Source organism: Kitasatospora sp. NPDC097643 (assembly GCF_040302625.1).
In the GTDB taxonomy this organism is placed as follows: Bacteria; Actinomycetota; Actinomycetes; order Streptomycetales; family Streptomycetaceae; genus Kitasatospora.
Map to the genome: position 1 here is coordinate 61,560 of NZ_JBEOSA010000021.1, position 26,529 is coordinate 88,088.

18 protein-coding genes are annotated in these 26,529 nt (G+C 74.2%); 15 read left to right on the top strand and 3 right to left on the bottom strand.

The window, feature by feature from the left end:
• Window positions 1-211 precede the first annotated feature (211 nt).
• Window positions 212-1,390, top strand: coding sequence for an adenylyltransferase/sulfurtransferase MoeZ (gene moeZ, locus ABTY15_RS16175; RefSeq protein ID WP_350587473.1), 1,179 nt, complete (start codon window positions 212-214; stop codon window positions 1,388-1,390).
• A gap of 84 nt (window positions 1,391-1,474) precedes the next feature.
• On the opposite strand, the gene ABTY15_RS16180 is transcribed toward moeZ, so the two are convergent.
• Window positions 1,475-4,264, bottom strand: a complete 2,790-nt coding sequence (locus ABTY15_RS16180) for a flippase-like domain-containing protein (RefSeq protein ID WP_350587474.1) — start codon at window positions 4,262-4,264, stop codon at window positions 1,475-1,477.
• Window positions 4,265-4,398: 134 nt separating this feature from the next.
• Between ABTY15_RS16180 and ABTY15_RS16185 the strand changes: the two genes are divergently transcribed.
• From ABTY15_RS16185 to ABTY15_RS16200, 4 genes are all read left to right on the top strand, one after another.
• Window positions 4,399-4,776, top strand: a complete 378-nt coding sequence (locus ABTY15_RS16185; protein WP_502893508.1) for an MGMT family protein — start codon at window positions 4,399-4,401, stop codon at window positions 4,774-4,776.
• Window positions 4,777-4,861: 85 nt separating this feature from the next.
• Window positions 4,862-8,179, top strand: coding sequence for an ATP-dependent helicase (locus tag ABTY15_RS16190; RefSeq protein ID WP_350587476.1), 3,318 nt, complete (start codon window positions 4,862-4,864; stop codon window positions 8,177-8,179).
• A 58-nt stretch (window positions 8,180-8,237) separates the two neighbouring features.
• Window positions 8,238-11,435 carry an ATP-dependent helicase gene (locus ABTY15_RS16195; RefSeq protein WP_350587477.1) on the top strand — a complete coding sequence of 1,066 codons (3,198 nt, stop codon included), beginning with the start codon at window positions 8,238-8,240 and terminating at the stop codon, window positions 11,433-11,435.
• A 191-nt stretch (window positions 11,436-11,626) separates the two neighbouring features.
• Window positions 11,627-12,820 carry a PP2C family protein-serine/threonine phosphatase gene (locus ABTY15_RS16200; protein ID WP_350587478.1) on the top strand — a complete coding sequence of 398 codons (1,194 nt, stop codon included), beginning with the start codon at window positions 11,627-11,629 and terminating at the stop codon, window positions 12,818-12,820.
• Window positions 12,821-12,869: 49 nt separating this feature from the next.
• Here ABTY15_RS16200 and ABTY15_RS16205 read toward each other — a convergent pair whose 3' ends face one another.
• Window positions 12,870-13,841 carry an endonuclease/exonuclease/phosphatase family protein gene (locus ABTY15_RS16205; RefSeq protein ID WP_350587479.1) on the bottom strand — a complete coding sequence of 324 codons (972 nt, stop codon included), beginning with the start codon at window positions 13,839-13,841 and terminating at the stop codon, window positions 12,870-12,872.
• Between the two features lie 77 nt (window positions 13,842-13,918).
• On the opposite strand from ABTY15_RS16205, the gene ABTY15_RS16210 reads away from it, so the two are divergent.
• From ABTY15_RS16210 to ABTY15_RS16235, 6 genes are all read left to right on the top strand, one after another.
• Window positions 13,919-14,569 (top strand): PadR family transcriptional regulator, encoded by a 651-nt coding sequence (locus ABTY15_RS16210; RefSeq protein ID WP_350587480.1) that lies wholly within the window; start codon window positions 13,919-13,921, stop codon window positions 14,567-14,569.
• A 76-nt stretch (window positions 14,570-14,645) separates the two neighbouring features.
• Window positions 14,646-15,410: an ABC transporter ATP-binding protein gene (locus ABTY15_RS16215; RefSeq protein WP_350587481.1), complete on the top strand. Its 765-nt coding sequence runs from the start codon at window positions 14,646-14,648 to the stop codon at window positions 15,408-15,410.
• Window positions 15,407-18,286, top strand: coding sequence for an FtsX-like permease family protein (locus tag ABTY15_RS16220; protein ID WP_350587482.1), 2,880 nt, complete (start codon window positions 15,407-15,409; stop codon window positions 18,284-18,286). The genes ABTY15_RS16215 and ABTY15_RS16220 overlap by 4 nt, the downstream gene beginning before the upstream one ends.
• A gap of 154 nt (window positions 18,287-18,440) precedes the next feature.
• The gene (locus ABTY15_RS16225) at window positions 18,441-19,844 is read left to right on the top strand and encodes a dipeptidase (protein ID WP_350587483.1); all 1,404 of its coding nucleotides are present in this window, start codon (window positions 18,441-18,443) and stop codon (window positions 19,842-19,844) included.
• 70 nt (window positions 19,845-19,914) lie between these two features.
• Window positions 19,915-20,856 (top strand): NAD(+) diphosphatase, encoded by a 942-nt coding sequence (gene nudC / locus ABTY15_RS16230; protein ID WP_350587484.1) that lies wholly within the window; start codon window positions 19,915-19,917, stop codon window positions 20,854-20,856.
• 261 nt (window positions 20,857-21,117) lie between these two features.
• Window positions 21,118-21,999 (top strand): GntR family transcriptional regulator, encoded by an 882-nt coding sequence (locus ABTY15_RS16235; RefSeq protein WP_350587485.1) that lies wholly within the window; start codon window positions 21,118-21,120, stop codon window positions 21,997-21,999.
• A gap of 74 nt (window positions 22,000-22,073) precedes the next feature.
• Here the strand turns inward: ABTY15_RS16235 and ABTY15_RS16240 are convergent, their stop codons facing one another.
• Window positions 22,074-22,331, bottom strand: coding sequence for a mycoredoxin (locus ABTY15_RS16240; protein ID WP_350587486.1), 258 nt, complete (start codon window positions 22,329-22,331; stop codon window positions 22,074-22,076).
• A gap of 261 nt (window positions 22,332-22,592) precedes the next feature.
• On the opposite strand from ABTY15_RS16240, the gene ABTY15_RS16245 reads away from it, so the two are divergent.
• The 4 genes from ABTY15_RS16245 (at window position 22,593) to ABTY15_RS16260 (ending at window position 26,458) form a co-directional block, all read left to right on the top strand.
• Entirely contained in the window at window positions 22,593-24,761 is a 2,169-nt protein-coding gene (locus ABTY15_RS16245; protein WP_350587538.1) for an ATP-dependent DNA helicase UvrD2, read from the top strand.
• Window positions 24,762-25,040: 279 nt separating this feature from the next.
• Window positions 25,041-25,529 carry a hypothetical protein gene (locus ABTY15_RS16250; protein ID WP_350587487.1) on the top strand — a complete coding sequence of 163 codons (489 nt, stop codon included), beginning with the start codon at window positions 25,041-25,043 and terminating at the stop codon, window positions 25,527-25,529.
• A 168-nt stretch (window positions 25,530-25,697) separates the two neighbouring features.
• Window positions 25,698-26,066, top strand: a complete 369-nt coding sequence (locus ABTY15_RS16255) for a WhiB family transcriptional regulator (protein ID WP_502893509.1) — start codon at window positions 25,698-25,700, stop codon at window positions 26,064-26,066.
• Window positions 26,067-26,140: 74 nt separating this feature from the next.
• Window positions 26,141-26,458 (top strand): putative WhiB-interacting protein, encoded by a 318-nt coding sequence (locus ABTY15_RS16260; protein ID WP_502893515.1) that lies wholly within the window; start codon window positions 26,141-26,143, stop codon window positions 26,456-26,458.
• Window positions 26,459-26,529 lie beyond the last annotated feature (71 nt).

Here is a 26,529-nt window from a genome sequence, read left to right on the forward strand (position 1 = left end):
CCCGGCCCGTCGTCACCGGGCCGGGGCGTCGTTCGGGGTCGGCCGGGCGGTTCCACGATCCGACGTCGCCCGTCTCGCCCATCGGACGGGGTGTCTCGGAATAGCGGGCGGGCATGACACTGTTGGCGTAGAGAGCCACCCGCGTGGCGGAGCAACAAGCCCGTTAGAGGTTGGCCCTGGCCACCCGAATCAGACACCTATCGGAGTCCCCGTGTCGTTGCCACCCCTGGTCGAGCCGGCCGACGAGCTCACCGTTGACGAGGTCCGCCGGTACTCCCGCCACCTGATCATCCCCGACGTGGGCATGGCCGGGCAGAAGCGGCTGAAGAACGCCAAGGTGCTGTGCGTCGGCGCCGGCGGCCTGGGTTCGCCCGCGCTGATGTACCTGGCCGCGGCCGGGGTCGGCACGCTGGGCATCGTCGAGTTCGACGTGGTCGACGAGTCCAACCTCCAGCGCCAGATCATCCACGGCCAGTCGGACGTGGGCCGCTCCAAGGCGGAGTCGGCGCGGGACTCGGTCAAGGAGATCAACCCCTACGTCGACGTGATCCTCCACGAGGAGCGCCTCGACAACTCCAACGTCATGGAGATCTTCTCCGGCTACGACCTGATCGTGGACGGCACCGACAACTTCGCCACCCGCTACCTGGTGAACGACGCGGCGGTGCTGCTCGGCAAGCCCTACGTGTGGGGCTCGATCTACCGCTTCGACGGCCAGGCCAGCGTGTTCTGGGCCGAGCACGGCCCCTGCTACCGCTGCCTCTACCCGGAGGCCCCGCCGCCGGGCATGGTCCCGTCCTGCGCCGAGGGCGGCGTGCTGGGCGTGCTGTGCGCGTCCATCGGGTCGATCCAGGTGACCGAGGCCATCAAGCTGCTGGCCGGCGTGGGGGACCCGCTGGTCGGCCGGCTGATGATCTACGACGCCCTGGAGATGAACTACCGCCAGGTGAAGGTCCGCAAGGACCCGAACTGCGCCGTCTGCGGGGAGAACCCGACGGTCACCGAGCTGATCGACTACGAGGCCTTCTGCGGCGTCGTGTCGGAGGAGGCGCAGGCCGCCGCCGCCGGGTCGACCATCACCTCGAAGCAGCTCAAGCAGTGGCAGGACGAGGAGGAGGACATCTTCCTGATCGACGTCCGCGAGCCCGGCGAGTACGAGATCGTCAACATCCCCGGCGCGGTGCTGATCCCGAAGAACGAGTTCCTCATGGGCGACGCCCTGGAGAAGCTGCCGCAGGACCGCAAGATCGTGCTGCACTGCAAGTCGGGCGTGCGCTCGGCCGAGGTGCTGGCCGTGGTGAAGGCGGCCGGCTTCGCCAACGCCGTCCACCTGGGCGGCGGCGTGCTCGGCTGGGTGAACCAGATCGAGCCGCACAAGCCGGTCTACTAGAGATCCGAGACGTGGAAGGGGCCCGCCGTGCGGCGGGCCCCTTTTCGTGCGCCCGGAGCTCGTGCGCTCGGAGCCTTCGGGCGCTCAGAGCGCGCCGCGGCGCTGGAGCACGTTGTAGGAGATCCAGCCCGGCAGCACCGGCAGCCAGAAGGTGAGCGCCCGGTAGAGGAAGACCGCCGGGGTGGCGACCGCCGGCGGCACGTCCGCGACGGTCAGGGCACCGATCAGCGCGACCTCGACCGGGCCGATGCCGCCCGGGGTGGGGATCGCGGAGCCGGCCGCGTTGGCGGTCAGGAAGACCACCGCGACCGCCGAGAAGCTGATGTCGCCGCCGAAGGCCTGCACCGAGGCGTCCAGGCAGGCGGTGAACGAGAGGGTCAGCAGCAGGATGCCGCCGAAGCCGGTGATCAGCTTGCTGGGCGTCTGCATCAGGTCGAGCATCCGCGGCACCACGCCGAAGAACAGCGAGCGCAGCCGGCCCAGCACGAACCGGCGCAGCGGCGCCACCGCCGCCACCACCAGGGCCAGCACGGCGGCGGTCAGCACCCCGATGATCACCGCGCGGGAGGCCGAGAGGTCGCCGTTGGTCTGGCTGCCGGTGATCAGACCGAAGCTGAACAGCAGCAGCAGGTGCCCGGCCAGGCCGGCCAGCTGGGAGGCGCCGACCGAGGCCACCGCCTGGCCGGAGCGGATGCCGGCCTTCTGCAGGTAGCGGGTGTTGAGCGCGATGCCGCCGATCGCGGCGGGCGCGACCAGCTTGACGAAGGAGCCGGCCAGCTGGGCGGCCACGGTGCGCCGGAACGGCAGCTTCTCCGGGACGAAGCCGGTCAGGCTCATCGCGGCGGCGACGTAGCTGAAGGCGGCCGCCGCCAGCGCCAGCGCCGCCCAGCCCCAGTTCATCTGGGAGAGCTTCAGCTGGGCCGGCTTGATGGTGGTCAGCGCCAGGTAGGCGGCGAAGGTGAGCGCGATCACCATGATCAGGCTCTTCGGCTTCAGCCGCTCCAGCTTGGCCGGCTCCATCGGCGCCTCGGGGGCGATCTGCAGGATCTGGCCGCGGATCCGGCTCAGCAGGTCCTCGCCAGCCGCAGCGATGTCCTCCTCGGCCTGCTCCTGGGTGCGTTCGCCGGCCGCGACCTGCTCCAGCGCCCTGGCCCGGGCGGCGGCCTTGCGCTCCTTGCTCAGCTTCGACAGGTCGATCCTGGTGGAGCGGCTCATCCCGACCGGCTGGAGCAGTGGCAGTGCCTGCGCCACCCGGTCGGCGCCGAGGACGGCGTTGGCGGTGGCGACGGCCCGCTCGGGGCCGATCCGCAGCGCGAAGGTGGTGAGCAGCTGGGCGACGTCGATGCGCAGCGTCAGGTCGGTGGCCGCGATGTCGCCGCCGGACAGGTTGACCAGGCAGGCCGTCTTGCCGTCCACCACCAGCAGCGACTCGCCGGTGAGCCGGCGGTGCGCGATCCGGCGCTCGTGCAGGGCCGCCACCGACTCCCAGAGCGAGGCCATCACCTGGTCGGTGACCTCCTCGTCGGCGAGCTCGTCCAGCGGGCGGCCCTCGACGTTCTCGTAGACCAGGATCGCGGCGTCCGGGCCCAGCTCGGAGGTGGCGACCAGCTGCGGCGCGCGGGCGCCCGAGGCGGCGGCCGCGTACGCGATCAGCGCCTCCTGCTCCAGCGCCTGGCGCAGCGACTGGGGGCTGCGGCGCACCGCCACCGAGCGCAGCCGCAGCCGGCGCCAGGCCCGGTAGAAGAAGCCGGAGGCCTGCTGCTCGCGGTCGATGATGTGGACGTCCAGCGGCGGGCCGCTCTGCTGGGTGACGTAGTAGCGGCGGGTGCCGCCGGGCGCGTCCGGGGCGAGGTGCGCGCTGTCCGGGGTGAAGCCGACCTTGCGCAGGCCGATCATCAGGTGCTTGCCGGTGGGCCGGATGTTCGGCGAGCCGATCGCGTACAGGGTGCCGTAGGCGACGGACCAGCCGATCAGGACGGTGAGCAGCAGCGACAGCGGGGTGGTGTAGCCGCCGAGCAGCTCGGTGACCCCGCTGAAGACCACCACCACCCACAGCGCCACCCGCCAGCGTGGTCGGCTCGACATGCCGACCGCGGTCATGTAGGCGATCACCGGGGCGAGGTAGCCGTGCACCGGGTCGGTGAGGGTGCCGTTGCTGTTCATCGGCAGCCGGGTCAGGGCGTCCCGGATCTGTTCGGAGGCCCCCTCGGCCACCCACCAGTCGATGCCCAGCGAGACGCCGTAGGCGAGCACCGACGCGAGCACGCCGTCGGCGACCCGCAGGCCGTCGCGTTTGATCAGCCGCTCGACCGCGAAGGCCAGCGGCACGGCGAGCACCGCGACGCTGGACAGCAGGCCGGTGATGGTGGAGAGCACCGCGGAGAAGTGCGGCGCGTTGTCGGAGATGTCCTTCTCGATGCCGGTGGTGGTCGAGGTGGCGATGCCGGCCAGCACGAAGACGGCGACTATCCCGAAGACGCCGGCCAGGAAGCGGATCAGGTCGGACGGGCGGTGCGCCCGGGCGGCGAGCAGCGGCTCGTCGACGTCCAGGTGCGGGGTGTCGTCCAGCGGGTCGTGCGCGGCCGGTGCCGGCTCCGGCTCCGGTTCCCCGCCCTTCTCGCCGCGGCGGCCGGCGGACCCGTTGGCGGACCCGTTGGCGGACCCGTTCGAGGACCCGTCGGCGGAGCCTTTCGCGGACCCGTTGGCGGCGCCGTTCGTGGAGCCGTTCGGGCGAGGGGTCTTGATGGTCAGGTCCTTGATCAGGGACACTTCCGGCGTCGGCCCGGTCACGGGCTCACCGCCGGCAGCGGCGGGCACGTCGGCGGCGGACTCGTCGGAGCCCTTGTCCACGCCCACGTCAGCCGTCCCGGTCATCTGGTCTTGTCCTCGTATCACCACTCACCGCCCCGAAGATGGTGGCATGCCCCGGCCCCCCGTGCGGGACAGGGGCCGGATCGGGCGCGGCGGATCGTTCGTACGGGGCCGGGGTGCGGCCCCTGTAAGGAAGAATGCCGCAGGTGACGGACGTAACACAGGACGGCCCGGAAAATGCCCTGCCCGCCTTCGCCGAACTGGTGCTCGACCTGACCGAGCGGATTCCACCCGGCCGGGTGATGACCTACGGGGACGTTGCCGAGTACCTCGGCCAGGGCGGCCCCCGGCAGGTCGGCCGGGTGATGGCCCTGTACGGCGGCTCGGTGCCCTGGTGGCGGGTGATCCGCGCGGACGGCCGCCTGCTGCCCGGCCACGAGCACCGCGCCCTCGCCCACTACGGCGAGGAGGGCACCCCGCTGCGCGAGCTCGCCGACCCGCCCCGGGTCGACCTCCGCCGGGCCCGCTGGGACGGGCGGGGAATTCCGGCGAACACTCCGCACGGACGGGATTGACGGGGCAGGATCGTAGGCTCGATGCGGGCGGGCCCCGGCGGGCCCGCCCGGCCATGCTCCGCAGCACTACGTTCAGGACTTGTCCGTGAGTTCCCCCTACCGGCTCGTGCGCAGCCCGCTCGTCCAGCCCGCCCCGCCCGTGCTGGACGAGTACCAGCGTGCCGTGGTCGAGCACACCGGCGGCCCGCTGCTGGTCCTCGCCGGGCCCGGCACCGGCAAGACCACCACCCTGGTCGAGGCGGTCGCCCGGCGGATCGAGCAGGGCACCGACCCCGAACGCATCCTCGTCCTCACCTTCAGCCGCAAGGCCGCGACGGAACTGCGCGACCGGATGTCCGGCCGCCTCGGCGCCACCGCCGCCGCCCCCCAGGCCACCACCTTCCACTCCTTCAGCTACGCCCTGCTGCGCGCCCACCAGGACCCGCAGGACTACGCCGAACCGCTGCGGCTGCTCTCCGGCCCCGAGCAGGACGTCATGGTCCGCGAACTGCTGGCCGGCGGCGCCGAGGACGCCCGGCTCGGCGTCGGCACCATCCGGTGGCCGCTCGACCTGCGCGCCTGCCTCACCACCCGCGGCTTCGCCGACGAGGTCCGCGCCGTCCTCGCCCGCAGCCGCGAACTCGGCCTCGGCGAGGCCGAACTGGAACGCTTCGCCCAGGGCGTCCAGCGCCCCGACTGGGCCGCCGCCGCGCACTTCCTCGCCGACTACCTCGACGTGCTCGACCTGCGCGGCGTCCTCGACTACGCCGAACTCGTCCACCGCGCCGTCCTGCTCGCCGAACGCCCCGAGGTCGCCGAGGACCTGCGCCGGCGCTACGAGGTGGTCTTCGTCGACGAGTACCAGGACACCGACCCCTCCCAGGTCCGGCTGCTGCGCCAGCTCGCCGGCGGCGGGCGGGAACTCGTCGCGGTCGGCGACCCCGACCAGTCCATCTACGCCTTCCGCGGCGCCGACATCAACGGCATCCTCGACTTCCCGGACACCTTCCGGCAGGCCGACGGCAGCCCCGCCGAGGTCAAGGTGCTGCGCGTCTCCCGCCGCTCCGGAGCCGTCCTGCTCGCCGCCTCCCGGGAGGTCGCCCGCCGGATGCCGATGGGCCGGCTGCCCGCCGACAAACTCGCCCAGCACCGCGCCCTGCTGCCCTCCCGCGAAGGCGGCCGGGTCGAGGTCTACACCTACCCGACCCCCGGCGCCGAACTCGACTCGATCGCCGACCTGCTGCGCCGCGCCCACCTGGAGGACGGCGTGCCCTGGGGCGAGATGGCCGTCCTGGTCCGGGCCGGCGCCCGCTCCATCCCCGGCGTCCGGCGGGCGCTCGGCGCGGCCGGCGTCCCGCTGGAGATCGACGGCGACGACCTGCCGCTGCGCGACGAGCCGGCCGTCGCCCAGCTGCTGCTCGCCCTGCGGGTCTGCGCCGAACAGGGCCTGCGGGAGCGGCACGGCGACCCCGACGTGCCCGACCCGCTCACCGTCGACCTGGCGCACGCGCTGCTCACCGGCCCGCTCGGCGGCCTCGACGGCGCCGACCTGCGCCGCCTCGGCCGCGCCCTGCGCGAGGAGGAACGCGCCGCGCTGCGCGCCGACGGCAACCCCGCCGTCCCCCGCCCGGCCGGCGAGCTGATCCGCGAGGCCCTCGCCGAACCCGAGCGGCTGATCGCCCTCGACCCCGCCGGCGCCAGGCGCGCCCGCGACCTCGGCGTGCTGCTGCGCAAGGTCCGCGAGCTGCTGGCCGGCGGCTGCACCGCCGAGGACGCGCTCTGGGAGCTGTGGGACGGCAGCCGCCGCTGGCGCGAACGCCTGGAACGCGCCGCCCTGCGCGGCGGCGCCGCCGGCCGCAACGCCGACCGCGACCTGGACGCGCTGTGCGCGCTGTTCGAGACCGCCGCCCGCGCCGAGGAACAGGTCGCCGGCCACCGCGGCGCCCTCGACCTGCTCGCCGAGCTGGAGGCCCAGGACATCGCCGCCGACACCCTCACCGTGCGGGCGGTGCGCCCCGAGGCCGTCCGGCTGATGACCGCCCACCGCGCCAAGGGCCTGGAGTGGCGCCTGGTCGTCGTCGCCGGCGTCCAGGACGGCCTCTGGCCCGACCTGCGCCGCCGCGGCTCCCTCCTGGAGGCCGACCGGATCGGCCGCGACGGCCTCGCCGAACCGCTCTCCCCGGCCGCCCTGCTCGGCGAGGAACGCCGCCTCTTCTACGTCGCCGCGACCCGCGCCAAGGACCGGCTGATCGTCACCGCCGTCAAGGCGCCCGCCGACGACGGCGACGAACCCTCCCGCTTCCTGCGCGAGCTCTACCGCGAGGAGGTCGACCCGCGGACCGGGCGGACGGTGCGCCGCACCCCGCCGGTCACCGTCGAGGACGTCACCCACCGGCCGCGCCGCCCGCTGTCCGTCGCCGCCCTGGTCGCCGAACTGCGCGCGGTCACCGTCGACCCCGCCCGCTCGCCCGAGCTGCGCCGGGCCGCCGCCGAACGCCTCGCCGTCCTCGCCGCCGCCACCGACGAGGACGGCCTGCCGCTCGTCCCCGCCGCCCACCCCGACCGCTGGTGGGGCCTGGACGACCCGACGTCCGCCCCCGAGCCGCTGCGCAGCGCCGATCTGCCGGTGCGGCTGTCCGGCAGCGGCCTCGAACAGCTGGAGAACTGCTCGCTGCAGTGGTTCCTCGACAAGGAGGTCAAGGCGCACGGCGCCGGCTCCGCCGCCCAGGGCTTCGGCAACGTCGTCCACGCCCTCGCCGACGAGGTCGGCTCCGGCCGCGCCCCCGCCGACCTCGCCGTCCTGATGGAACGCCTGGACACCGTCTGGGACGCGCTGGCCTTCGACGCGCCCTGGAAGTCCCACCAGGAGAAGACCGAGGCCCGCGCCGCGCTGGAGCGCTTCCTCAACTGGCACGTCCTCGAACGCGGCCGCGACCTCGTCGCCACCGAGCACGGCTTCGACGTCGTCCTCGACGTCGGCGGCGTCTCGGTGCGCATCCGCGGCTCGATGGACCGGGTCGAGAAGGACGAGGCCGGGCGCGCCTACGTGGTCGACTTCAAGACCGGCAAGCAGATCCCCACCGACAAGTCCCTGCCCGAGCACAAGCAGCTCGCCGTCTACCAGCTGGCCGTCCGGGCCGGGGCGCTCAACGAACTGCCCGGCTTCGCGCACCGCCCGCCGGCCACCGGCGGCGCCGAACTCGTCCACCTGCGCGAACCCGCCGCCAAGGCCGCCCAGGACGCGCCCAAGGTGCAGCGGCAGGAGCCGCCCGAGGGCGAGCCGTGGATCGAGAACCTGCTCGCCGAGGCCGCCGGGAAGGTCCTCGCCGAACGCTTCGTCCCGCAGACCGGCGGCGGCTGCGACCGCTGCGCCTTCCGCCGCAGCTGCTCCGCCCAGCGGGACGGCGCGCAGCTGGTCGAGTAGCCCGGCCGGGGAAGATCGTCGGACGAAGGTTGTCCGCCGTTCCGGTTAACGTTGCTGGGTGACCGCCGTGCTCAGCCATCCCGACCAGCTCAAGGAGCTGCTGGGCATCCCGTTCAACCGGGAGCAGATGGCGGCGATCGGCGCCCCGCTGGAACCGGCCGTGATCGTGGCCGGCGCCGGCTCCGGCAAGACCACGGTGATGGCCGCCCGGGTGGTCTGGCTGGTCGGCTCCGGCGCCGTCCGGCCCGAGGAGGTGCTCGGCCTCACCTTCACCAACAAGGCCGCCGGCGAGCTCGCCGAGCGCGTCCGCGCGGCCCTGCTGCGAGCCGGGGTCGTCGACCGGGAGGACGCCGAGCCGCTCGGCGAACCGGAGATCTCCACCTACCACGCCTTCGCCGGCCGCCTCCTCAAGGAGCACGGCCTGCGGATCGGCATCGAACCGGACGTGCGGCTGCTCGCCGACGCGACCCGCTTCCAGCTCGCCGCCAAGGTGCTGCGCACCGCCCGCGGCCCGTTCCCGGCGCTCACCGGCACCTTCGCCAACCTGGTCGCCGACCTGATCGCCCTGGACGGCGAACTCGCCGAACACCTGGTCGAGCCGGACACCCTGCGCGCCCACGACGAGGAACTGCTCGACACCCTCGCGACCGCCAGACTGAGCAACGACGACCTGCGGGCCGTGCCGGTCACCGCCCGGGCCCGGCTGGAACTGCTGCGCCTCGTCGAGGACTACCGGCGCCGCAAGCAGGCCGCCGGGCTGATGGACTTCGGCGACCAGATAGCCGCCGCCGCCCGGCTCGCCCAGCAGCGCCCCGAGGTCGGCGAGCAGCTGCGCGGCCACTTCCGGGTCGTCCTGCTCGACGAGTACCAGGACACCTCGGTCGCCCAGCGGCTGATGCTCGCCGGACTCTTCGGCGCCGGCACCGGCCACCCGGTCACCGCCGTCGGCGACCCCTGCCAGGCGATCTACGGCTGGCGCGGCGCCTCCGTCGCCAACCTCGACGAGTTCCCCCGGCACTTCGCCGGGCCCGGCGCCCGCCCCGCCACCCGGTACGCGCTCAGCGAGAACCGTCGCAGCGGTGGGCGGCTGCTCGCCTTCGCCAACGAGCTGGCCGCGCCGCTGCGCGCGATGCACGAGGGCGTCGAGGCGCTGCGCCCGGCCCCCGGCGCCGAACTCGACGGCTACGTCCGGGCGGCGCTGCTGCCCACCCACGCCGCGGAGGTCGACTGGCTCGCCGACTCGATCGCCCACCTGGTGCGCACCGGCACCGCGCCCGGCCGGATCGCGGTGCTGTGCCGGGGTGGCGCGGCCTTCCCGGACATCCACGCGGCGCTGGTCGCCCGCGAGGTGCCGGTCGAGGTGGTGGGCCTGGGCGGGCTGCTTCAGCTGCCCGAGGTCGCCGACCTGGTGGCGGTCTGCGAGGTGCTCCAGGACCCGACCGCCAACGCCGCGCTGGTGCGGCTGCTGATCGGCCCGCGCTGGCGGATCGGCCCGCGCGACCTGGCGCTGCTGGGCCGCCGCGCCGCCGAGCTGGTGCGCACCGACCGGCCCGAGGGCGTGGAGGCGCTGGCCGCCGCCGTCGCCGAGGCCGACCCCACCGAGACCGTCTCGCTGGCCGACGCGCTGGAGACCTTCCTCGACGCGGACCAGGACGACGAGCTGCCGTTCTCGGCCGAGGCCCGGGTCCGCTTCGCCCGCCTCGCCCGGGAGCTGCGCGAGCTGCGCCGCTCGCTCGCCGAACCGCTGATGGACGTGCTGCACCGGGTCCTCGCGGTCACCGGCCTGGAGGTCGAACTCGCCGCCTCCCCGCAGGCGTTGGCGGCCCGCCGGCGGGAGACCCTGCACGCCTTCCTGGACGTCGCGGCCTCCTTCGCCGACCTCGACGGGGATCCCGGCCTGGCCGCCTTCCTCGGCTTCCTGCGCGCCGCCCAGGAGTACGACCGCGGCCTGGACGCCGGCCTGCCCGGCGGCGAGGACACCGTGAAGGTGCTCACCGCGCACAAGTCCAAGGGCCTGGAGTGGGACGTGGTCGCCGTCCCCGGGCTGGTGAAGGGCGCGTTCCCGTCCGCCACCCCGCGCGAACGCTGGACCAGCACCAAGCGGGTGCTTCCGCACGCCCTGCGCGGCGACGCGGCCACCCTGCCGGACGTGCGCGGCGGGTGGAACAACAAGTCCATGGCCGCGTTCAAGCAGCAGCTCGCCGAGCACTCCGGCACCGAGGAACTGCGCCTGGGCTACGTGGCGTTCACCCGGCCGCGCGCGCTGCTGCTGGCCTCCGGCCACTGGTGGGGGCCGAGCCAGAAGACCGTCCGCGGCCCGTCCGCCTTCCTGGAGCAGCTGCGCGAGCACTGCGAGCGGCCCGGCGCGGGCGAGGTGGAGCAGTGGGCCGAGCAGCCCGAGAAGGGGAGCGAGAACCCGGCGCTGGCCGCCCCGGCCGAGCGCCCCTGGCCGCTGCCGCTGGACCCGGCCGCGCAGCACGCCCGCCGCCGGGTCGCCGAGGTGGTGCACGCCCGCCTCGCCGGCGTACCCACCCCGGAACCGGAGCCGATGGCCGTCGAGGACCAGCGGCAGGTGGCCTCCTGGGACCGCGATCTCACCGCGCTGCTGGGCGAGTTGGAGCGCTCCCGGCGCAGTGTGCGGGAGGTGCCGCTGCCCGCCGCGCTGTCCGCGACCCAGCTGCTGCGGCTGGCCGCCGACCCGGACGGCTTCGCGCACGACCTGGCCCGGCCGATGCCGCGCCCGCCGCAGCCGGCCGCCCGCCGGGGCACCCGCTTCCACGCCTGGGTGCAGTCCCGGATCGAGCCGCTGCTGCTGATCGAGCCCGGGGCGCTGCCCGGCGCCGACGAGGACGGCATCGAGGACGAGCAGGACCTGGAGCGGCTCAAGGAGGCGTTCCTGCGCACCCCGTACGCGCAGCGCCGGCCGCACCGGGTGGAGGCACCGTTCCAGCTGGTGCTCGGGGGGCGGGTGGTGCGCGGCCGGATCGACGCGGTTTACCGGGACGATGACGCGACGTCAGGATCCGGTGGTGCGTCACGCTACGAAGTGGTGGACTGGAAGACCCACCGGGAGGAGACCGCCGACCCGTTGCAGCTGGCGGTCTACCGGATCGCCTGGGCCGAACTGGCGGGCGTCGAGCCGGAGCAGGTCACGGCTTCGTTCCTGTACGTCCGCAGCGGGCGGATCGAGCGTCCGACAGGACTTCCCGACCGAAAAGAGTTGGAACGGCTCCTGATCGGGAACAGTGAAGAATGAGTCACGGAGAGCATCCAAGTCATCACGACAAGGGCCGAAACCTGTGCGTCGTGCACGTTTCGCGCCTATTGTGGGGTCGGTAACCGGTCAACCCCCGTACTCCGGCCGCCAGCAAGGACCGCATTCCCCAACCCTCAGTCATCACCGCAGGTGCCCAAGGGCATCGGCGTCTTCTGCTGGAGAGACCGAAGTTGAGCGCGACCGGATGGATCAGAGAGCGGTTCACCGGGCCGACCCCGGGACCCGCTCCGGGCGCGACCGGCACCTGGCCGAGGACGGCGCTCGCGCTGCCGTTCATCGGCATGGCGCTGATCGTCGCCCTCGACTACGTCAGCAACACCGAGGTGACGGTCGAACCGGCCCTCACCGCCGTCCCCGCGCTGGCCGCCGTGGTCAGCCGCCGGACCTGGTACCCGCTGGTCATCGGCCTGTGCACCGAGGCGGTGGCCTTCCTGATGGCCTTCCGCGGCGACGCGCTCGGCGAGTCCGTGCACGCCGCCAGCGTCATCGCGGTCCTGCTGGTCGCCGCGATCGGCTGGGTCAGCGCCACCCTGCGGCTGCGGCAGGAACGGGCCCTGGCCGACGCCCAGCTGGTCGCCTCGATCGCCCGCCGGGTGCTGCTGCGGCCCGTCCCCGAGCGGGTCGGCACCGTCCGCGCGGCCGTCCACTACGAGGCCGCCGCCGCGCACGCCCGGATCGGCGGGGACCTCTACGAAGTGGTGCACACCCGGCACGGCGTGCGGGCCGTGGTCGGGGACGTGCGCGGCAAGGGCCTCGGCGCGGTGGAGACCGCCGCCGCCGTGCTCGGCGCGTTCCGCGAGGCCGCCCACCAGGAGCCCGCGCTGGAGAAGGTGGCCGGCTGGCTGGCCGTCAGCCTCGACCGGGCCCTGCACGAGAACGACCACCCCGGAGTGGAGGAGGAGTTCGTCACCCTGGTGCTGATCGGCGTCGGCCCCGACGGCGCCGCCGAGCTGGTCAACTGCGGCCACCCCGCGCCGCTGCTGCTGCGCGCCGGCGAGGCCGTGAGGCCGCTCGAACTCGCCGAGACCGTACCGCCGTTGGGCGTCCTCGACCCGGCCGACGTGCGGCCGCCGGTGCACCGGGTGCCGCTGCGCCCCGGCGACCGGGTGCTGCTGTTCACCGACGGCGTGATCGAGGCCCGCGACCGCACCGGCGCCTTCTACCCGCTCGCCGAACGGTTCCCGCGCTGCGCCGACGGCCGCCCGGCCGACGTCCTGCGGCGCCTGCACGAGGACGTGGTGCGCCACGTCGGCCGCCAGCTCGGCGACGACGCGGCGATGCTGCTCCTCCAGTACGACCCCGACCAGCCGCCCGCCCAGACCGCCCACCTGCCCCAGCAGAACGGCGTCCTGACCAGGCGCTGAGCTTCAGGGCCTGTCTGACACCCGCCGGGCGCGAATTGTCGGACAGGCCCTACAGCGACACCTCGACCAGCAGCGGCCGGTGGTCTGACACGCCCGCGCGCGGGGCCGCCGCCGGCCCCACCGCGGTGCGCGGCACCCCGACCGCCAGCACGTGGTCGAACTGCACCGCCGGGCGGTGCGAGGGGTAGGTCGGGGTGCGCGCCAGGTCGTACCAGCCCTGGAGCCGGGGGCGCGGCTCACGCACCCGCCGTCGGCGCGGCCCGGCCAGCGCCGGCCGGGCCCGGCGGGCCGCCCGCAGCTCCCGCACCCGCACCCGCGGCGCGGTGCGCTCCAGCGCGGTCGCCCCGCCCAGCACCGTGCGCGGCACCGCGCCGACCAGGTTGAAGTCGCCCAGCACCAGGTACGGCTGCGGCAGGTCGGCGATCCACCGCCGGATGCCGGCCAGCTGCGCCATGTTCCAGCCGGGCACGAAGGACAGGTGTGCCGCCACCACGGTGAACGGACCGCGGTCGCCCTCCAGGACCGCCGCCAGGGCCGCCCGCGGCTCGTCCGGCACCGGGGTGAGCCCGCGCCGCCCGGCCACCCGCAGCGGCAGCCCGAACGGCGCCGGGGCGAACCGGCGGGCCCGCCAGTGCAGCACCGGCAGCCGGGTCAGCAGCGCCGTCCCGTACGAGGGCGCGGCCTCGTCGCCCACCTCGGCGGGCCCGTACACCCGCAGGCCGCCGGGCGTCGACGGGTCCGGCAGCCAGCCGGCCACCGGCGCCGGGCGCCCGTGCAGCGCCGCGGCGAAGCGCCAGTCGGCGGCGCCCATCGCCTTGGCCGCGACCGCGCTCTGGTCGGTGCCGCCCGAGCGGGCCTGGTAGCGGTCGACCTCCTGGAGGGCCAGCACGTCGGCGTCCAGCGCGGTCACCGCCTCGGCCAGCGGCCCGCCCGCGTCGACCGGGTAGGGCCGCGGGGCGCCGTCGGGCGCGAGCGGCTGACCGTGCAACAGGTTGAAGGTGGCGATGCGCAACTGGCTCACACCGCACGACGGTACCCGGTCGCGGGGGAGGGGGTGCCGCTTGAGCGCGCGGGGCATACCGGGTATACATACTCGGTATGTCCATCCGTCACGGATTGCTCGCCCTGCTCGACCAGGGCCCGCGCTACGGCTACCAGCTGCGCACCGAGTTCGAGGCGCGCACCGGCGCCACCTGGCCGCTCAACGTCGGGCAGGTCTACACCACGCTCTCCCGGCTGGAGCGGGACGGCCTGGTCGAGCCCGCCGGGGAGGACGAGGAGGGGCACCAGTTCTACGCCGCCACCGAGGCCGGCCGGACCGAGCTGCGGGCCTGGTTCGACACCCCGGTGCCCCGGACCAACCCGCCGCGCGACGAACTCGCGATCAAGCTCGCCATGGCGGTGACCGTCCCCGGGGTGGACGTCACCGCCGTCGTCCAGGGCCAGCGCCGGCACAGCATCAAGGCGCTCCAGGACTACACCCGGCTCAAGGGCCGCGCACTGGCCGGCGAATCCGCGCCCGGCGCCGCGCGGTCCCCGGGCGCGGACCTCGCCTGGCTGCTCGTCCTCGAACAGCTGATCTTCCAGACCGAGGCCGAGATCCGCTGGCTCGACCACTGCGAGACCCGGCTCGCCCAGCAGGCCGAGATCGAACAGGCCCGCGCCGCCGACGCCGCGAGCGCCACCGGCACCGCGAGCGCCACCGAGCCCAAACCCGCCCGCTTCGGCCGCCGCCGCTCACGCACCTGAACCCGGCGGCCCGACGGCCGCCACCGAACCACCGGCCCGGACACCCACCCGGGCCCGGAACAGCAAGGGGGGAATCGTGTCCAACACCGACCCGATCCGGCAGACACCGGTGCTGCACCTGGAGAACGTCACCCGCGTCCACGGACAGGGCGCCGCCGAGGTGCGGGCCCTCAACGGCGTCGACCTGATGGTCCACCCCGGCGAGTTCGTCGCCGTCATGGGGCCCTCGGGCTCCGGCAAGTCGACCCTGCTCACCCTCGCCGGCGGCCTGGACAGCCCGACCGGCGGCCAGGTCCTCGTCGAAGGCGTCGCCCTCGGCGGCCTCAGCCGCAAGAAGCTCGCCCAGGTCCGCCGCCGCTCCATCGGCTACGTCTTCCAGGACTACAACCTGATCCCGGCCCTCACCGCCGCCGAGAACATCTCGCTGCCCCGCGAACTCGACGGCCTCTCCGCCCGGGCCGCCCGCCGCGAGGCGCTCGCCGCCCTGGAGGAACTCGGCATCCCCGAACTCGCCGACCGCTTCCCCGACGACATGTCCGGCGGCCAGCAGCAGCGCGTCGCCATCGCCCGCGCCCTGATCGGCGACCGCCGCCTCGTCCTCGCCGACGAGCCCACCGGCGCCCTCGACTCCACCACCGGCGAGGCCGTCCTCGCCGTCCTGCGCGCCCGCTGCGACGCCGGCGCCGCCGCCATGATGGTCACCCACGAGGCCCGGCACGCCGCCTGGGCCGACCGCGTGGTCTTCCTGCGCGACGGCCGCATGGTCGACGAGAGCTCCAGCCAGAACGCCGCCAGCCTGCTCGTCAGCGCCGCCACCAACAGCATCAAGGAGGGCGAGTGAAGCCCGGCGCCTGGCGGGTCGCCCTGCGCATCGCCCGCCGCGACGCCCTGCGCGCCAAGGGACGCAGCGCCCTCGTCATCGCCATGGTCGCGCTGCCCGTCCTCGGCGTCACCGGCGCCGACGTGGTCTTCCGCAGCGCCGAACTCGACCCCGCCGAGCGGGTCGTGCGCGTCATGGGCCAGGCCGACGGCGAACTGCAGATGCTCGAACGCGGCGCCACCGTCCTCCAGGCGCCCGACCCCGACCAGGGCACGCGCACCAAGAGCCCGGACGAACCCGACAGCCACGGCAAGCGCAACCCCAACCCCCAGTACACCCCCGCCCAGCGCCGCAGCCTCGACACCGAACCCGCCGAACTGGCCCGGCAACTGCTCCCGCCGGGCACCACCCTGACCCCCGAACGGCAGGGCCCCTACACCGCCGTCAGCACCGTCGAGGGCCTGCTCAGCAGCCAGACCTCCGAGGCCGACCTGACCGACCCGATCTGGCACGGCCGGGTCAACCTGACCTCCGGCCGCGCCCCCGCCAAGGACGACGAGGCCGCCGTCACCCGGGAACTCCTCGCCCGCTCCGGCCTCAAGCTCGGCGACCGCACCGCCGTCCGCGGCCTGGAGTCCACCCCCTTCACCATCACCGGCGTCGTCGAGTACCCCGGCGAACTGAGCGCCGTCGAACTCATCGCCCGGCCCGGCACCCTGATCCAGCGCTTCCACCAGGCCACCGGCAACCGCGCCAACCGCCTCGACGGCCCCGACACCGCGCCCACCCGCTGGCTGGTCACCCTGCCCGCCGGCACCGGCCTCGACTGGGCCAAGGTCCAGGAGCTCAACGGCTACGGCTTCGCCACCACCTCCCGCGCCGTCCTGCTCGACCCGCCGGCCCGCGCCGACGTGCCCTACTACGTCGAGCAGGACCAGCGCACCGCGGGCGGCGGCTCCTACTTCAACCGCACCTCCGTCGTCATCCTCGCCACCGTCGTCGGCATGGCCCTGCTGGAGATCGTCCTCCTCGCGGGCCCCGCCTTCGCCGTCGGGGCACGGCGCTCCCGGCGGCAGCTCGGCCTGCTCGCCGCCGGCGGCGGTGACCGCGCCCACGTGCGCGCGGTCGTCCTCGGCGGCGGCATCGTCCTCGGCGTCACCGGCGCCGCCGTCGGCCTCGGCCTCGGCGTCGGCCTGGTCGCCCTGCTGCGCACCCAGGCCGAGGAGTACGCCGGCAAGCGCTTCGGCCACTTCGACCTCCAGCCGCTCGACCTGGCCGGCGTGCTCCTGGTCGGCCTGGTCACCGGCCTGCTCGCGGCGGTCGTCCCGGCCGTCCAGGCCTCCCGCCAGGACGTCGTCGCCGCGCTCACCGGCCGCGACTCGCTCAAGCCGCCGAGCCGCCGGCTCGCCGTCCTCGGCCTGCTGATGCTCGCCGGCGGCTCCGCGCTCGCCCTGCTCGGCTCCACCCGCGGCTTCGGCAACCGCAGCCTGGCCGTCCTCGGCGGCTCCGCCGTCGCCGAACTCGGCATGGTCGCCCTGACGCCCTACCTGGTCGGCCTGTTCGGCAAGCTCGGCCGCGGGCTCCCGCTCGGCCCCCGGTTCGCCCTGCGCGACTCCGTCCGCCACCGCGGCCGCACCGCGCCCGCCGTCGCCGCCGTGATGGCCGCCGTCGCCGGCTCCGTCGCCGTCGGCGTCTACCTCGCCAGCTACGACGCGCAGTACGAACGCGAGTACGTCGCCGCCGGGCCCTCCGGCGCCGTCATCCTCGGCGGCGGCGGCTTCCTCGGCGGCTCCGACGACAAGCTGCTGCCGCAGATGCGCGACGCGGTCGAACGCAACCTGCCCGCCCTCGGCCCGCGCGCCGACGTCCAGCGGGTCGGCTACAAGGACTGCTCCTCCGGCGGCGACTGCGGCTACGTCCGCGTCGAACTGCCCAAGGACCTGCGCTGCCCCCTCTACGGGGACGACACCCACCACACCTCCGACGAGATCGACGGGATCCTGAGCAGCGACCCCCGCTGCCACAGCGACCGGCGCGGCAGCCACTTCGGCGACCTCACCGCCGGCGACGCCACCCTGCTGCACAACCTCTACGGCGTCACCGACCCGGCGGCCGGGCAGGCCCTCGCCGCCGGCAAGGCCGTCGTCTTCGACCCGCGCTACGTCAAGGACGGCAAACTCGTCCTCGAACTCAACGAGCCGATGACCTTCGGCGCCGACGGCCGCGCCCAGGGCAAGCCCGTCCGCACCGAGATCACCGTCGACGCCGTCCTGGCGCCCGCCGGGATCCCCGCCGTCGGCCAGGCCGTGCTCAGCCCGCAGACCGCGAGCCGACTCGGCCTCACCACCGCCCCGGCCGGCTCGGTCTGGCTGCCCGACGCCGCCCCCACCGACGGCGCCGAGCAGAAGACCAGCGGCGCCCTCGCCAAGATCACCGAACACACGGTGCTCAGGATCGAACGCGGCTACCAGTCCAAGGGGGGCCTGGTCGGCCTCGGCCTGACCGTCTTCGCCGGCCTCGTCGCCCTCGGCGCCGCCGGCATCGCCACCGGACTCGCCGCCGCCGACTCCCAGCGCGACCTCACCACCCTCGCCGCGGTCGGTGCCGAACCCCGGATCCGGCGCACCCTCTCCGGCTTCCAGTGCGGAGTCATCGCCGGCATGGGCAGCCTGCTCGGCGTGGTCTGCGGGATCGTCCCGGCCGTGGCGCTGCGCAAGGTCCAGGGCGCGGAGAGCGCCTTCCCCGGGATGAGCGCCGCGGAGATCGCGAGCAAGTCCGCCGTGGTGTTCCCGTGGCCCACGATCGCCGCGACCGTGATCGTCCTGCCGCTGCTCGCGGCGGGCCTGGCCGCGCTGCTCACCCGCTCGCGGATCCCGCTGCTGCGCACCACCGGCTGAGCGGCCCGCGCCCCGGCGGCCGAGCCCGCATGTGCCCTCCGTCACCCCGATCGCCCGCCCGTGGCGTCGGGGTGACGGAGGTTACAGCCCCCGGGGCGACCGGCAGCCGGACCGCCGGGGCGGGCACCCACACGGGCGAACTACAGTCGTCGGTATGACGAGAACCCCGGACAGCGTCGTCCGCTCCTACATCGACCGGCACCAGGCCGACTTCCTGGCCGACCTCGCCGAATGGCTGGCCATCCCCTCGGTCTCCGCCGACCCCGACCGCGCCGGCGACGTGCGGCGCTCCGCCGAGTGGCTGACCGCCAAGCTGCGCGCGACGGGCTTCCCGGTGGCCGAGGTGTGGGAGACCGACGGGCTGCCCGCGGTGTTCGCCGAGTGGCCGTCCGGGGACCCGTCCGCGCCGACCGTCCTGGTCTACGGGCACCACGACGTGCAGCCCGCCGCCAAGGAGGACGGCTGGGACACCGAGCCGTTCACCCCGACCGTGGTCGACGGGCGGCTGTTCGCCCGCGGCGCGGCCGACGACAAGGGCCAGGTGTTCTTCCACACCCTCGGGGTGCGCGCCCACCTGGACGCCACCGGCCGCACCGCCCCCGCCGTCAACCTCAAGCTGCTGGTCGAGGGCGAGGAGGAGTCCGGCTCGCCGCACTTCGCCGACCTGGTCCGGCGCGAGGCCGCCCGGCTGGCCGCCGACGTGGTGGTCATCTCCGATACCGGCATGTGGTCCGCGACCACGCCGACCGTCTGCACCGGCATGCGCGGCCTGGCCGACGCCGAGATCGACCTGTACGGGCCGGACAACGACGTCCACTCCGGATCCTTCGGCGGCGCCGTCCCCAACCCGGCCGCGGTCGCGGCCGAGCTGGCGGCCGGCCTGCACGACGCCGACCGCAAGGTCGCCATCCCGGGCTTCTACGACGGCGTGATCGAACTGACCGAGCAGGAGCGCGCGCTCTTCGCCGAACTGCCCTTCGACGAGGAGCAGTGGCTGAAGGTCGCCAAGTCCCACGGCACCCGGGGCGAGGCCGGCTACTCCACCCTGGAGCGGGTCTGGGCCCGGCCGACCGCCGAGGTCAACGGCATCTGGGGCGGCTACACCGGCCCCGGCGGCAAGACCATCGTGCCGTCCTCGGCCCACCTCAAGCTGTCCTTCCGGCTGGTCGCCGGGCAGGAGGTGGAGAAGGTCCGCGAGGCCGTCCGGGCCTGGGTGACCGCGCGGGTGCCCGAGGGCGTCCGGTTCGAGCTGGCCTTCCCCGGGGCGACCCGGCCCTGCCTGACCCCGCTGGACCACCCGGCGCTGCGCTCCACCGTGCGGGCGATGGAGCGGGCGTTCGAGCAGAAGATCCTCTTCACCCGCGAGGGCGGCTCCGGCCCCGCCGCCGACCTCCAGGACGTGCTCGGCGCGCCGGTGCTGTTCCTCGGCGTCTCGGTGCCCTCGGACGGCTGGCACTCGGTCAACGAGAAGGTCGAACTGGACCTGCTGGCCAAGGGCGTGGAGACCGCCGCGTACCTGTGGGCCGACCTGGCCGAGAACTTCCGGCCCGGCGCGTGACCCGTTCCCGGTCACACCATGGCAGTCAGATCACTCATCCGGATGATTCATCACGTGGGGATGGAACGAAGTGAGCACCGTGCCTGAGACCGAACGCCCACTGCACCTGGCACTGGCCCGGGCCGGGGTGGACCGGGCGGCCCAGCACCGGTTCGACGAGCCCTGGCTGGCGGCGGCCTGGAGCCACCCGGCCACCCGGGTGCTGCCGATCGCCGGCGGCGAGGCGTTCGTCGTCGACACCGCGCAGGGCACCGAACTCGTGCTGCTGCCCTCGTTCGAGGCGCCGCAGACCGGGGACCGGTACTTCCTCGGCACCGACGAGGACGGCGTCTCGTACTTCGCGCTGGCCGGTGAGAGCCTGCCGGGTCGGCTGGACGGCGACGCCCGGCCGGCCGGGCTGCGCGAGGTCGGCGCACTGCTGTCGGACCGGGACGCCGGGCTGCTGGTGCACGCCGTCGCGCTGGAGCACTGGCACCGGCTGCACAGCTTCTGCTCGCGCTGCGGGCACCCGACCGAGAAGGCCGGCGCCGGGCACGTGCGGCGCTGCACCTCCTGCGCGGCCGAGCACTACCCGCGCACCGACCCGGCGGTGATCATGGTGATCACCGACGAGCAGGACCGCTGCCTGCTCGGCCGTCAGGCGCTGTGGCCGGAGGGCCGCTGGTCCACCCTGGCCGGCTTCGTCGAGCCGGGGGAGTCGATCGAGCAGGCGGTGGTCCGCGAGGTGCACGAGGAGGCCGGGGTCCGGGTCGGCGAGGTGCAGTACGTCGCCAGCCAGCCCTGGCCGTTCCCGTCCAGCCTGATGCTCGGCTTCACCGGCCGGGCGCTGCCGGACGGCACCTCGATCACCGTGGACGGCGAGGAGCTGGCCGAGGCGCGCTGGTTCTCCCGCGAGGAGCTGAGGGCCGGGATGGAGGCGGGCGAGATCCTGCCGCCGTCCGGCATCTCGATCGCGCGCCACCTGGTCGAGCTCTGGTACGGCGAACCGCTGCCGTCGGCGGCGCGCTGGTAGGCGGCCCGCCGGTAATTCGGCACAATGGCGGGGGCCGGTGCCCCCGGCCATTGCGTCCGCTTTTGGGGGCGCGTGGCTTATGTCGCGCGCCCCTAATTGCTTTTGCAATCCCCTTCCGGAGTGCTCACGACCGGATGTTCGTGGCCACACGGGCCAGTTCTGCTACCGCTGCGGCCCGCCGCGTCCACGCCGTCAACCCACGTGGACGACATTGCCGGAAACGGCTGAAACCGCGTCACCGCGCTCGCTACATTCACTCGGGTGACAATCCCCCGGGGCACCGCCCAATCCCCCAAATACCAGCGCCTCGCCGCCGACCTGCGCCGCCGGATCGCCGAGGGCGAGTTCACCGCCGACGCCGCCCTGCCGGTCGAGAGCGAACTGGAGCGCCAGTACGGAGTCGCGCGCAACACCGTCCGGCTCGCCGTCGACGTCCTCGTCAACGAAGGCCGGCTGGTCCGCCTCCAGGGCAAGGGCACCTACCTCCGCGAACACCCCGTCCTGGACCACCGCGCCTACGGCCCCACCCCGCCGCCCGCGCCCCGCGACCACCCGGCCGCGCCGCGCGACTGCCTGGCCGTGCCCTCCGCCGTCTACCTCGGCGAGGCCGCCGAAGCCGGCCGCGAACTCACCACCGACTTCGAGATGATGATCGTCCGGGCCCGGGTGGACATCGCCGAACGGCTCGGACTGCGCCCCGGCGAGGCCATCGTGGTCCGCCGCCAGCTGCGGCTGCTCGACCGCGAGCCCTACTCCATCGAGGAGAGCCACTACCGGGCCGGGCTCGCCGCCGGCACCCCGCTGATGGAACCCGACCCCGTCGAGGGCGGCGACGAGGTCGTCCTCGCCGCGCTCGGCCGCACCGAGATCGGCGCCGTCGACCACCTGGTGGCCCGGATGCCCGGACCGGAGGAGGCCCAGTGGTTCCAGGGCGGCCCGGGCGTGCCGCTGATGGTCCAGACCCGGGTCACCTACGACCGGCGCGGGCCCGTCCGGGTCATCGAGACCCGCTACTCCGCCGACCGCAGCCGGCTCGTCTACGGCGTCGGCGACCTCGGCGCGCGTGCCACCCTGCCCGCGCCCGCCGGGCCCGTCGACCCCGGCTCCGCCAGGACGGAACCGGCCCGGGCCGACGCGCCCTGACGCGCGCCGGCCCGGGCCGGAGCCGGATCAGGCCCGCTTCGGACCAGGCCGGAGCCGGACCGGGTCGGTTCGGATCAGGCCGCCAGGGCCTTCTTCACCTGCAGCAGGCTCGGGTTGGTCATCACGACCTGCTCGCCGCCGCCCACCGGCGTCACCAGCACCGTCGGCACCGTCTGGTTGCCGTCGTTCACCGACTCGACGAAGGACGCCGACGCCGGGTCCTCCTCGATGTTGATCTCGGTGTAGCCGATGCCTTCACGCTCCAGCTGGCTCTTCAGACGGCTGCAGTAACCACACCAGGTCGTGCTGTACATCGTGACGCTGCCGGACATCGAGGGGACTCCTTCGGGAACGAGGGGCGTGCGGACTCCGGGGAGAACACGCGCCCCGCACGGGGCATTCCGCGCCCACCCGGCGCGCGGGCGGCGCCGCACGCCCGGTCGCGCAGCGAACATCCTCCGATCACACCGGGCCTGTGGACAACCCCGCCCGGGTTGTCCCACCGGGCTGAGAGGATGGAACGCATGCAGGAAGACCTCTTGAGCGGCATCCCGTACGACGCCGGCCACCGCGCGGCCTCCGGCCCCGACGCCGTGCTCGCCGGGCTCGACCCCGAGCAGCGCGCCGTCGCCACCGCCCTGCACGGGCCCGTCTGCGTCCTCGCCGGCGCCGGCACGGGCAAGACCCGCGCCATCACCCACCGGATCGCCTACGGCGTGCGCAGCGGCGTCTACCAGCCCCAGCAGGTCCTCGCCGTCACCTTCACCGCCCGCGCCGCCGGCGAGATGCGCGGCCGCCTGCGCCAGCTCGGCGCCGACGGCGTCCAGGCCCGCACCTTCCACGCCGCCGCCCTGCGCCAGCTCCAGTACTTCTGGCCCCGCGCCGTCGGCGGCCCCGTCCCCCAGCTCCTCGAACGCAAGGTCCAACTCGTCGCCGAAGCCGCCGGCCGCTGCGGCCTGCGCGTCCAGCGCACCGAACTGCGCGACCTCACCGCCGAGATCGAATGGGCCAAGGTCACCCAGCTCGGCCCCGACGACTACCCCGCCGCCGTCACCAAGTCCGGCCGCGAAGCCCCCCGCGACCCCGCCGAGACCGCCCAGGTCTACCGCGTCTACGAGGAGACCAAGAGCCGCCGCGGCGTCATCGACTTCGAGGACGTCCTGCTGCTCACCGCCGCCATCCTGGAGGACCGCCCCGACATCGCCGACCAGGTCCGCGCCCAGTACCGGCACTTCACCGTCGACGAGTACCAGGACGTCTCCCCGCTCCAGCAGCGCCTCCTCGACCAGTGGACCGGCCCCGGCGGCGGCACCAGCCTGTGCGTCGTCGGCGACGCCAGCCAGACCATCTACTCCTTCACCGGCGCCACCCCCGACTACCTGCTCAACTTCCGCAGCCGCCACCCCGAGGCCACCGTCGTCAGGCTCGTGCGCGACTACCGCTCCACCCCGCAGGTCGTCCACCTTGCCAACGGACTGCTCGCCCAGGCCCGCGGCGAGGCCGCCCGACACCGCCTCGAACTCGTCTCCCAGCGCGAGGCCGGCCCCGAACCGGTCTACACCGAGTACGAGGACGAACCCACCGAGGCCGAGACCACCGCCCGCCGGATCAAGGACCTCCTCGCCACCGGCGCCCGCGCCAGCGAGATCGCCGTCCTCTTCCGCACCAACGGCCAGTCCGAGGTCTACGAGCAGGCCCTCGCCGACCTCGGCGTCCCCTACCAGCTCAAGGGCGCCGAACGGTTCTTCGAACGCCCCGAGGTCCGCGACGCCGGCGTCCTGCTGCGCGGCGCCGCCCGCGCCGCCGACGACCCGCTCACCGACGGCGCCCCCGACCTCGCCGGACAGGTCCGCGCCGTCCTCGCCACCCGCGGCTTCACCGCCGAACCCCCGGCCGGCTCCGGCGCCGTCCGCGACCGCTGGGAGTCCCTCGCCGCCCTCGTCCGGCTGGCCGAGGAACTCGAACGCACCCGCGCCGCCGACGGGCAGCGCACCGACCTCGCCGCCTACGTCGCCGAACTCGACGCCCGCGCCGCCGCCCAGCACGCCCCCGCCGTCGAAGGCGTCACCCTCGCCTCGCTGCACGCCGCCAAGGGCCTCGAATGGGACGCCGTCTACCTCGTCGGCCTGACCGAGGGCACCCTGCCGATCATCTACGCCAAGACCGACGAACAGATCGAGGAGGAACGCCGCCTCCTCTACGTCGGCGTCACCCGCGCCCGCAAACACCTCTCCCTCTCCTGGGCCCTCGCCCGCTCCCCGGGCGGCCGGGCCGGCCGCCGGCCCAGCCGCTTCCTGGACGGGCTGCGCCCCGGCTCCAGCGCCCCCGGCGCACGCACCGGCGGGCGCGGCGGGCGCGGGGGCGTCGAGCCCGGCGAACGCGCCGCCGGGCGCCGGGTCCGCGGCCCGGTCAAGTGCCGGGTCTGCGACAAGGCGCTCACCGAGGCCGTCGAGCGCAAGCTGCGCCGCTGCGAGACCTGCCCGTCCACGATGGACGAGGCGCTGTACGAGCGGCTGCGCGACTGGCGGGCCCGGCAGGCCAGGAAGCAGGGCGCACCCGCCTACGTGGTGTTCACCGACGCGACGCTCATGGCGATCGCCGAGGACGTGCCCGCCAGCCGCCAGGAACTGGCCGTGATCTCGGGGGTCGGTGCCATGAAGCTGGACAAGTACGGGGCCGCCGTGCTCTCGTTGTGTGCGGGGGAGGAGCCCGAGGAGGATCCGGACGGCGTCGAGGACGGCGAGCCGGTCGATCCGGCGTGAGCCGGTCCGGGCGCGGTCCAGGAGACTGCTCGCGGCACTCGTCCGAGGCCGCCGAACCCGCCCGGAAACTCGCCGGGAAAAATAGTTTGCGCGGCATACCGGGAGCGCAATAGCCTGCCGGAGCGGTCAAGGGGACGCGATCGCACGGGGTGACACCTGTGCCATGTCCTCCTGCCCCACACAGCTGTGCCTGCTTCACCTGCAGTACCGAGACAGACATCCGAACATTCGGAGTCAGGGGAACCCGACTCCGCGAGACGCCGAGAGGAGGCGAAGACAGTGGGAACCAACATGATCACCAAAGTGACCGGCCGGACCGTTGTTGCCGCCTCCCTGCGTGCCGCCCGCCTGCGGGCGTTCGCCGAGCTCGGTGGAACCGGTCTGGGTCTCGACGCCACCGGTGTCTCCGTCGCCTCCGCTGTCAGTGGTCTTGGACACACTGATCTGCGTGCCGCCGATCTGCTCCTCGCGGATCTGTGCGTCGCGGGCGGCAGGGGAGTCGAAGGCACCAGTGTCGAGACCGGTCTGTCCGGCGACTGGGCGTCGTTCGGCACGCCGCGCTCCCTGCGCGACGAGCGACCGACCCAGGCACCGAAGGCAGCTGTAGCCGCCGCCATGCATGGCGGCTATGCGCGGGTCATCGGTGCCGGAAGCCCCCAGAAGCAGAACGAGCAGCAGATCAAGCAGGCCACGGCCGCCTTCATCGGCGCCAAGGCCATCCGGATGCGGGCCTTCCGCGGGCCTGAACCCTGGAGAGAACGAACCTGAGTAAGCCTCAGGTCGGCACCTCCAGGGCCGCGGAACCCGTCACACCGGGATCCGCGGCCCTTCTGTTTTGTCCGGTACGCAAGACCACCCAGGCCCCCCGGGGCCTCCGGCCCAGACCCACCGGTCACCTGGGCCGGAACCACTGAGAAGACGAGGAAGACGCCAACAGTGTCCACGGTCATCACACCGCCCATCCCGTCCGTACCGCAGACAAGCCAGATCACCAAGGCCGACCAGGCCGACCCCCCGGAGGTTCCTTCCATGCAGCTCAGCTCGATCGAGCAGGCCGAGGCTCTCGGTCTCCCCATCCCCTGCCGCGCCTTCGACCCCGAGGTCTTCTTCGCCGAGACGCCCGCCGACGTCGAGTACGCGAAGTCCCTCTGCGGCACCTGCCCGGTCAAGGAGGCCTGCCTGGCCGGTGCCCTCGAGCGGCGCGAGCCGTGGGGCGTCTGGGGTGGCGAGCTCTTCGTCCAGGGTGTCGTCGTGGCCCGCAAGCGGCCGCGTGGCCGCCCGCGCAAGACCGAGGTCATGGCGTGAACCCCGCCGGAGCCACGGTCGTCCGCCGGGGAGAGCAGCCCCCGCTGGACAGTTCCCTGCGCCGATCCGTCCGGATCGCCGCCGCCAAGACCGACGCAGCCCGCACCGTCCACTTCCCGAGCACGCACCACGAGCAGGACCACCACATGACCGCCGCCGCCATCGACCCGACCGTCCGCGCCGAGCAGACCACTGAACGTCAGATCCAGAACAGGACCCTCGAGATGCAACTCCTCCACGAATCCCTGGCCCGTGCCCATATGCAAGAGCGCCTGCACGAGGCCGAACACCAACGCCTCGTCACCCGGATCGTCCGGGCCCGCAGGCTGCGGCAGCGGGCCGAGCGCGCCTCGCTGCGGGCCCGCAAGGCGCTCGCCGTCGCGCTGATGTAGCCGCGCCCGGGGGCCACGCCCCCGCAGTACCACCCCCGTCGTGCCGCAGGCCGCCCCCCGTCATGGGGAGC

Excerpts from the sequence above, each read along its gene's own strand:
- ABTY15_RS16180 (WP_350587474.1), bottom strand. The coding sequence starts at position 4,264 with ATGACCGGGACGGCTGACGTGGGCGTGGACAAGGGCTCCGACGAGTCC.
- ABTY15_RS16185 (WP_502893508.1), top strand. The coding sequence starts at position 4,399 with ATGCCGCAGGTGACGGACGTAACACAGGACGGCCCGGAAAATGCCCTG.
- ABTY15_RS16210 (WP_350587480.1), top strand. The coding sequence starts at position 13,919 with ATGTCCATCCGTCACGGATTGCTCGCCCTGCTCGACCAGGGCCCGCGC.
- ABTY15_RS16225 (WP_350587483.1), top strand. The coding sequence starts at position 18,441 with ATGACGAGAACCCCGGACAGCGTCGTCCGCTCCTACATCGACCGGCAC.
- ABTY15_RS16240 (WP_350587486.1), bottom strand. The coding sequence starts at position 22,331 with ATGTCCGGCAGCGTCACGATGTACAGCACGACCTGGTGTGGTTACTGC.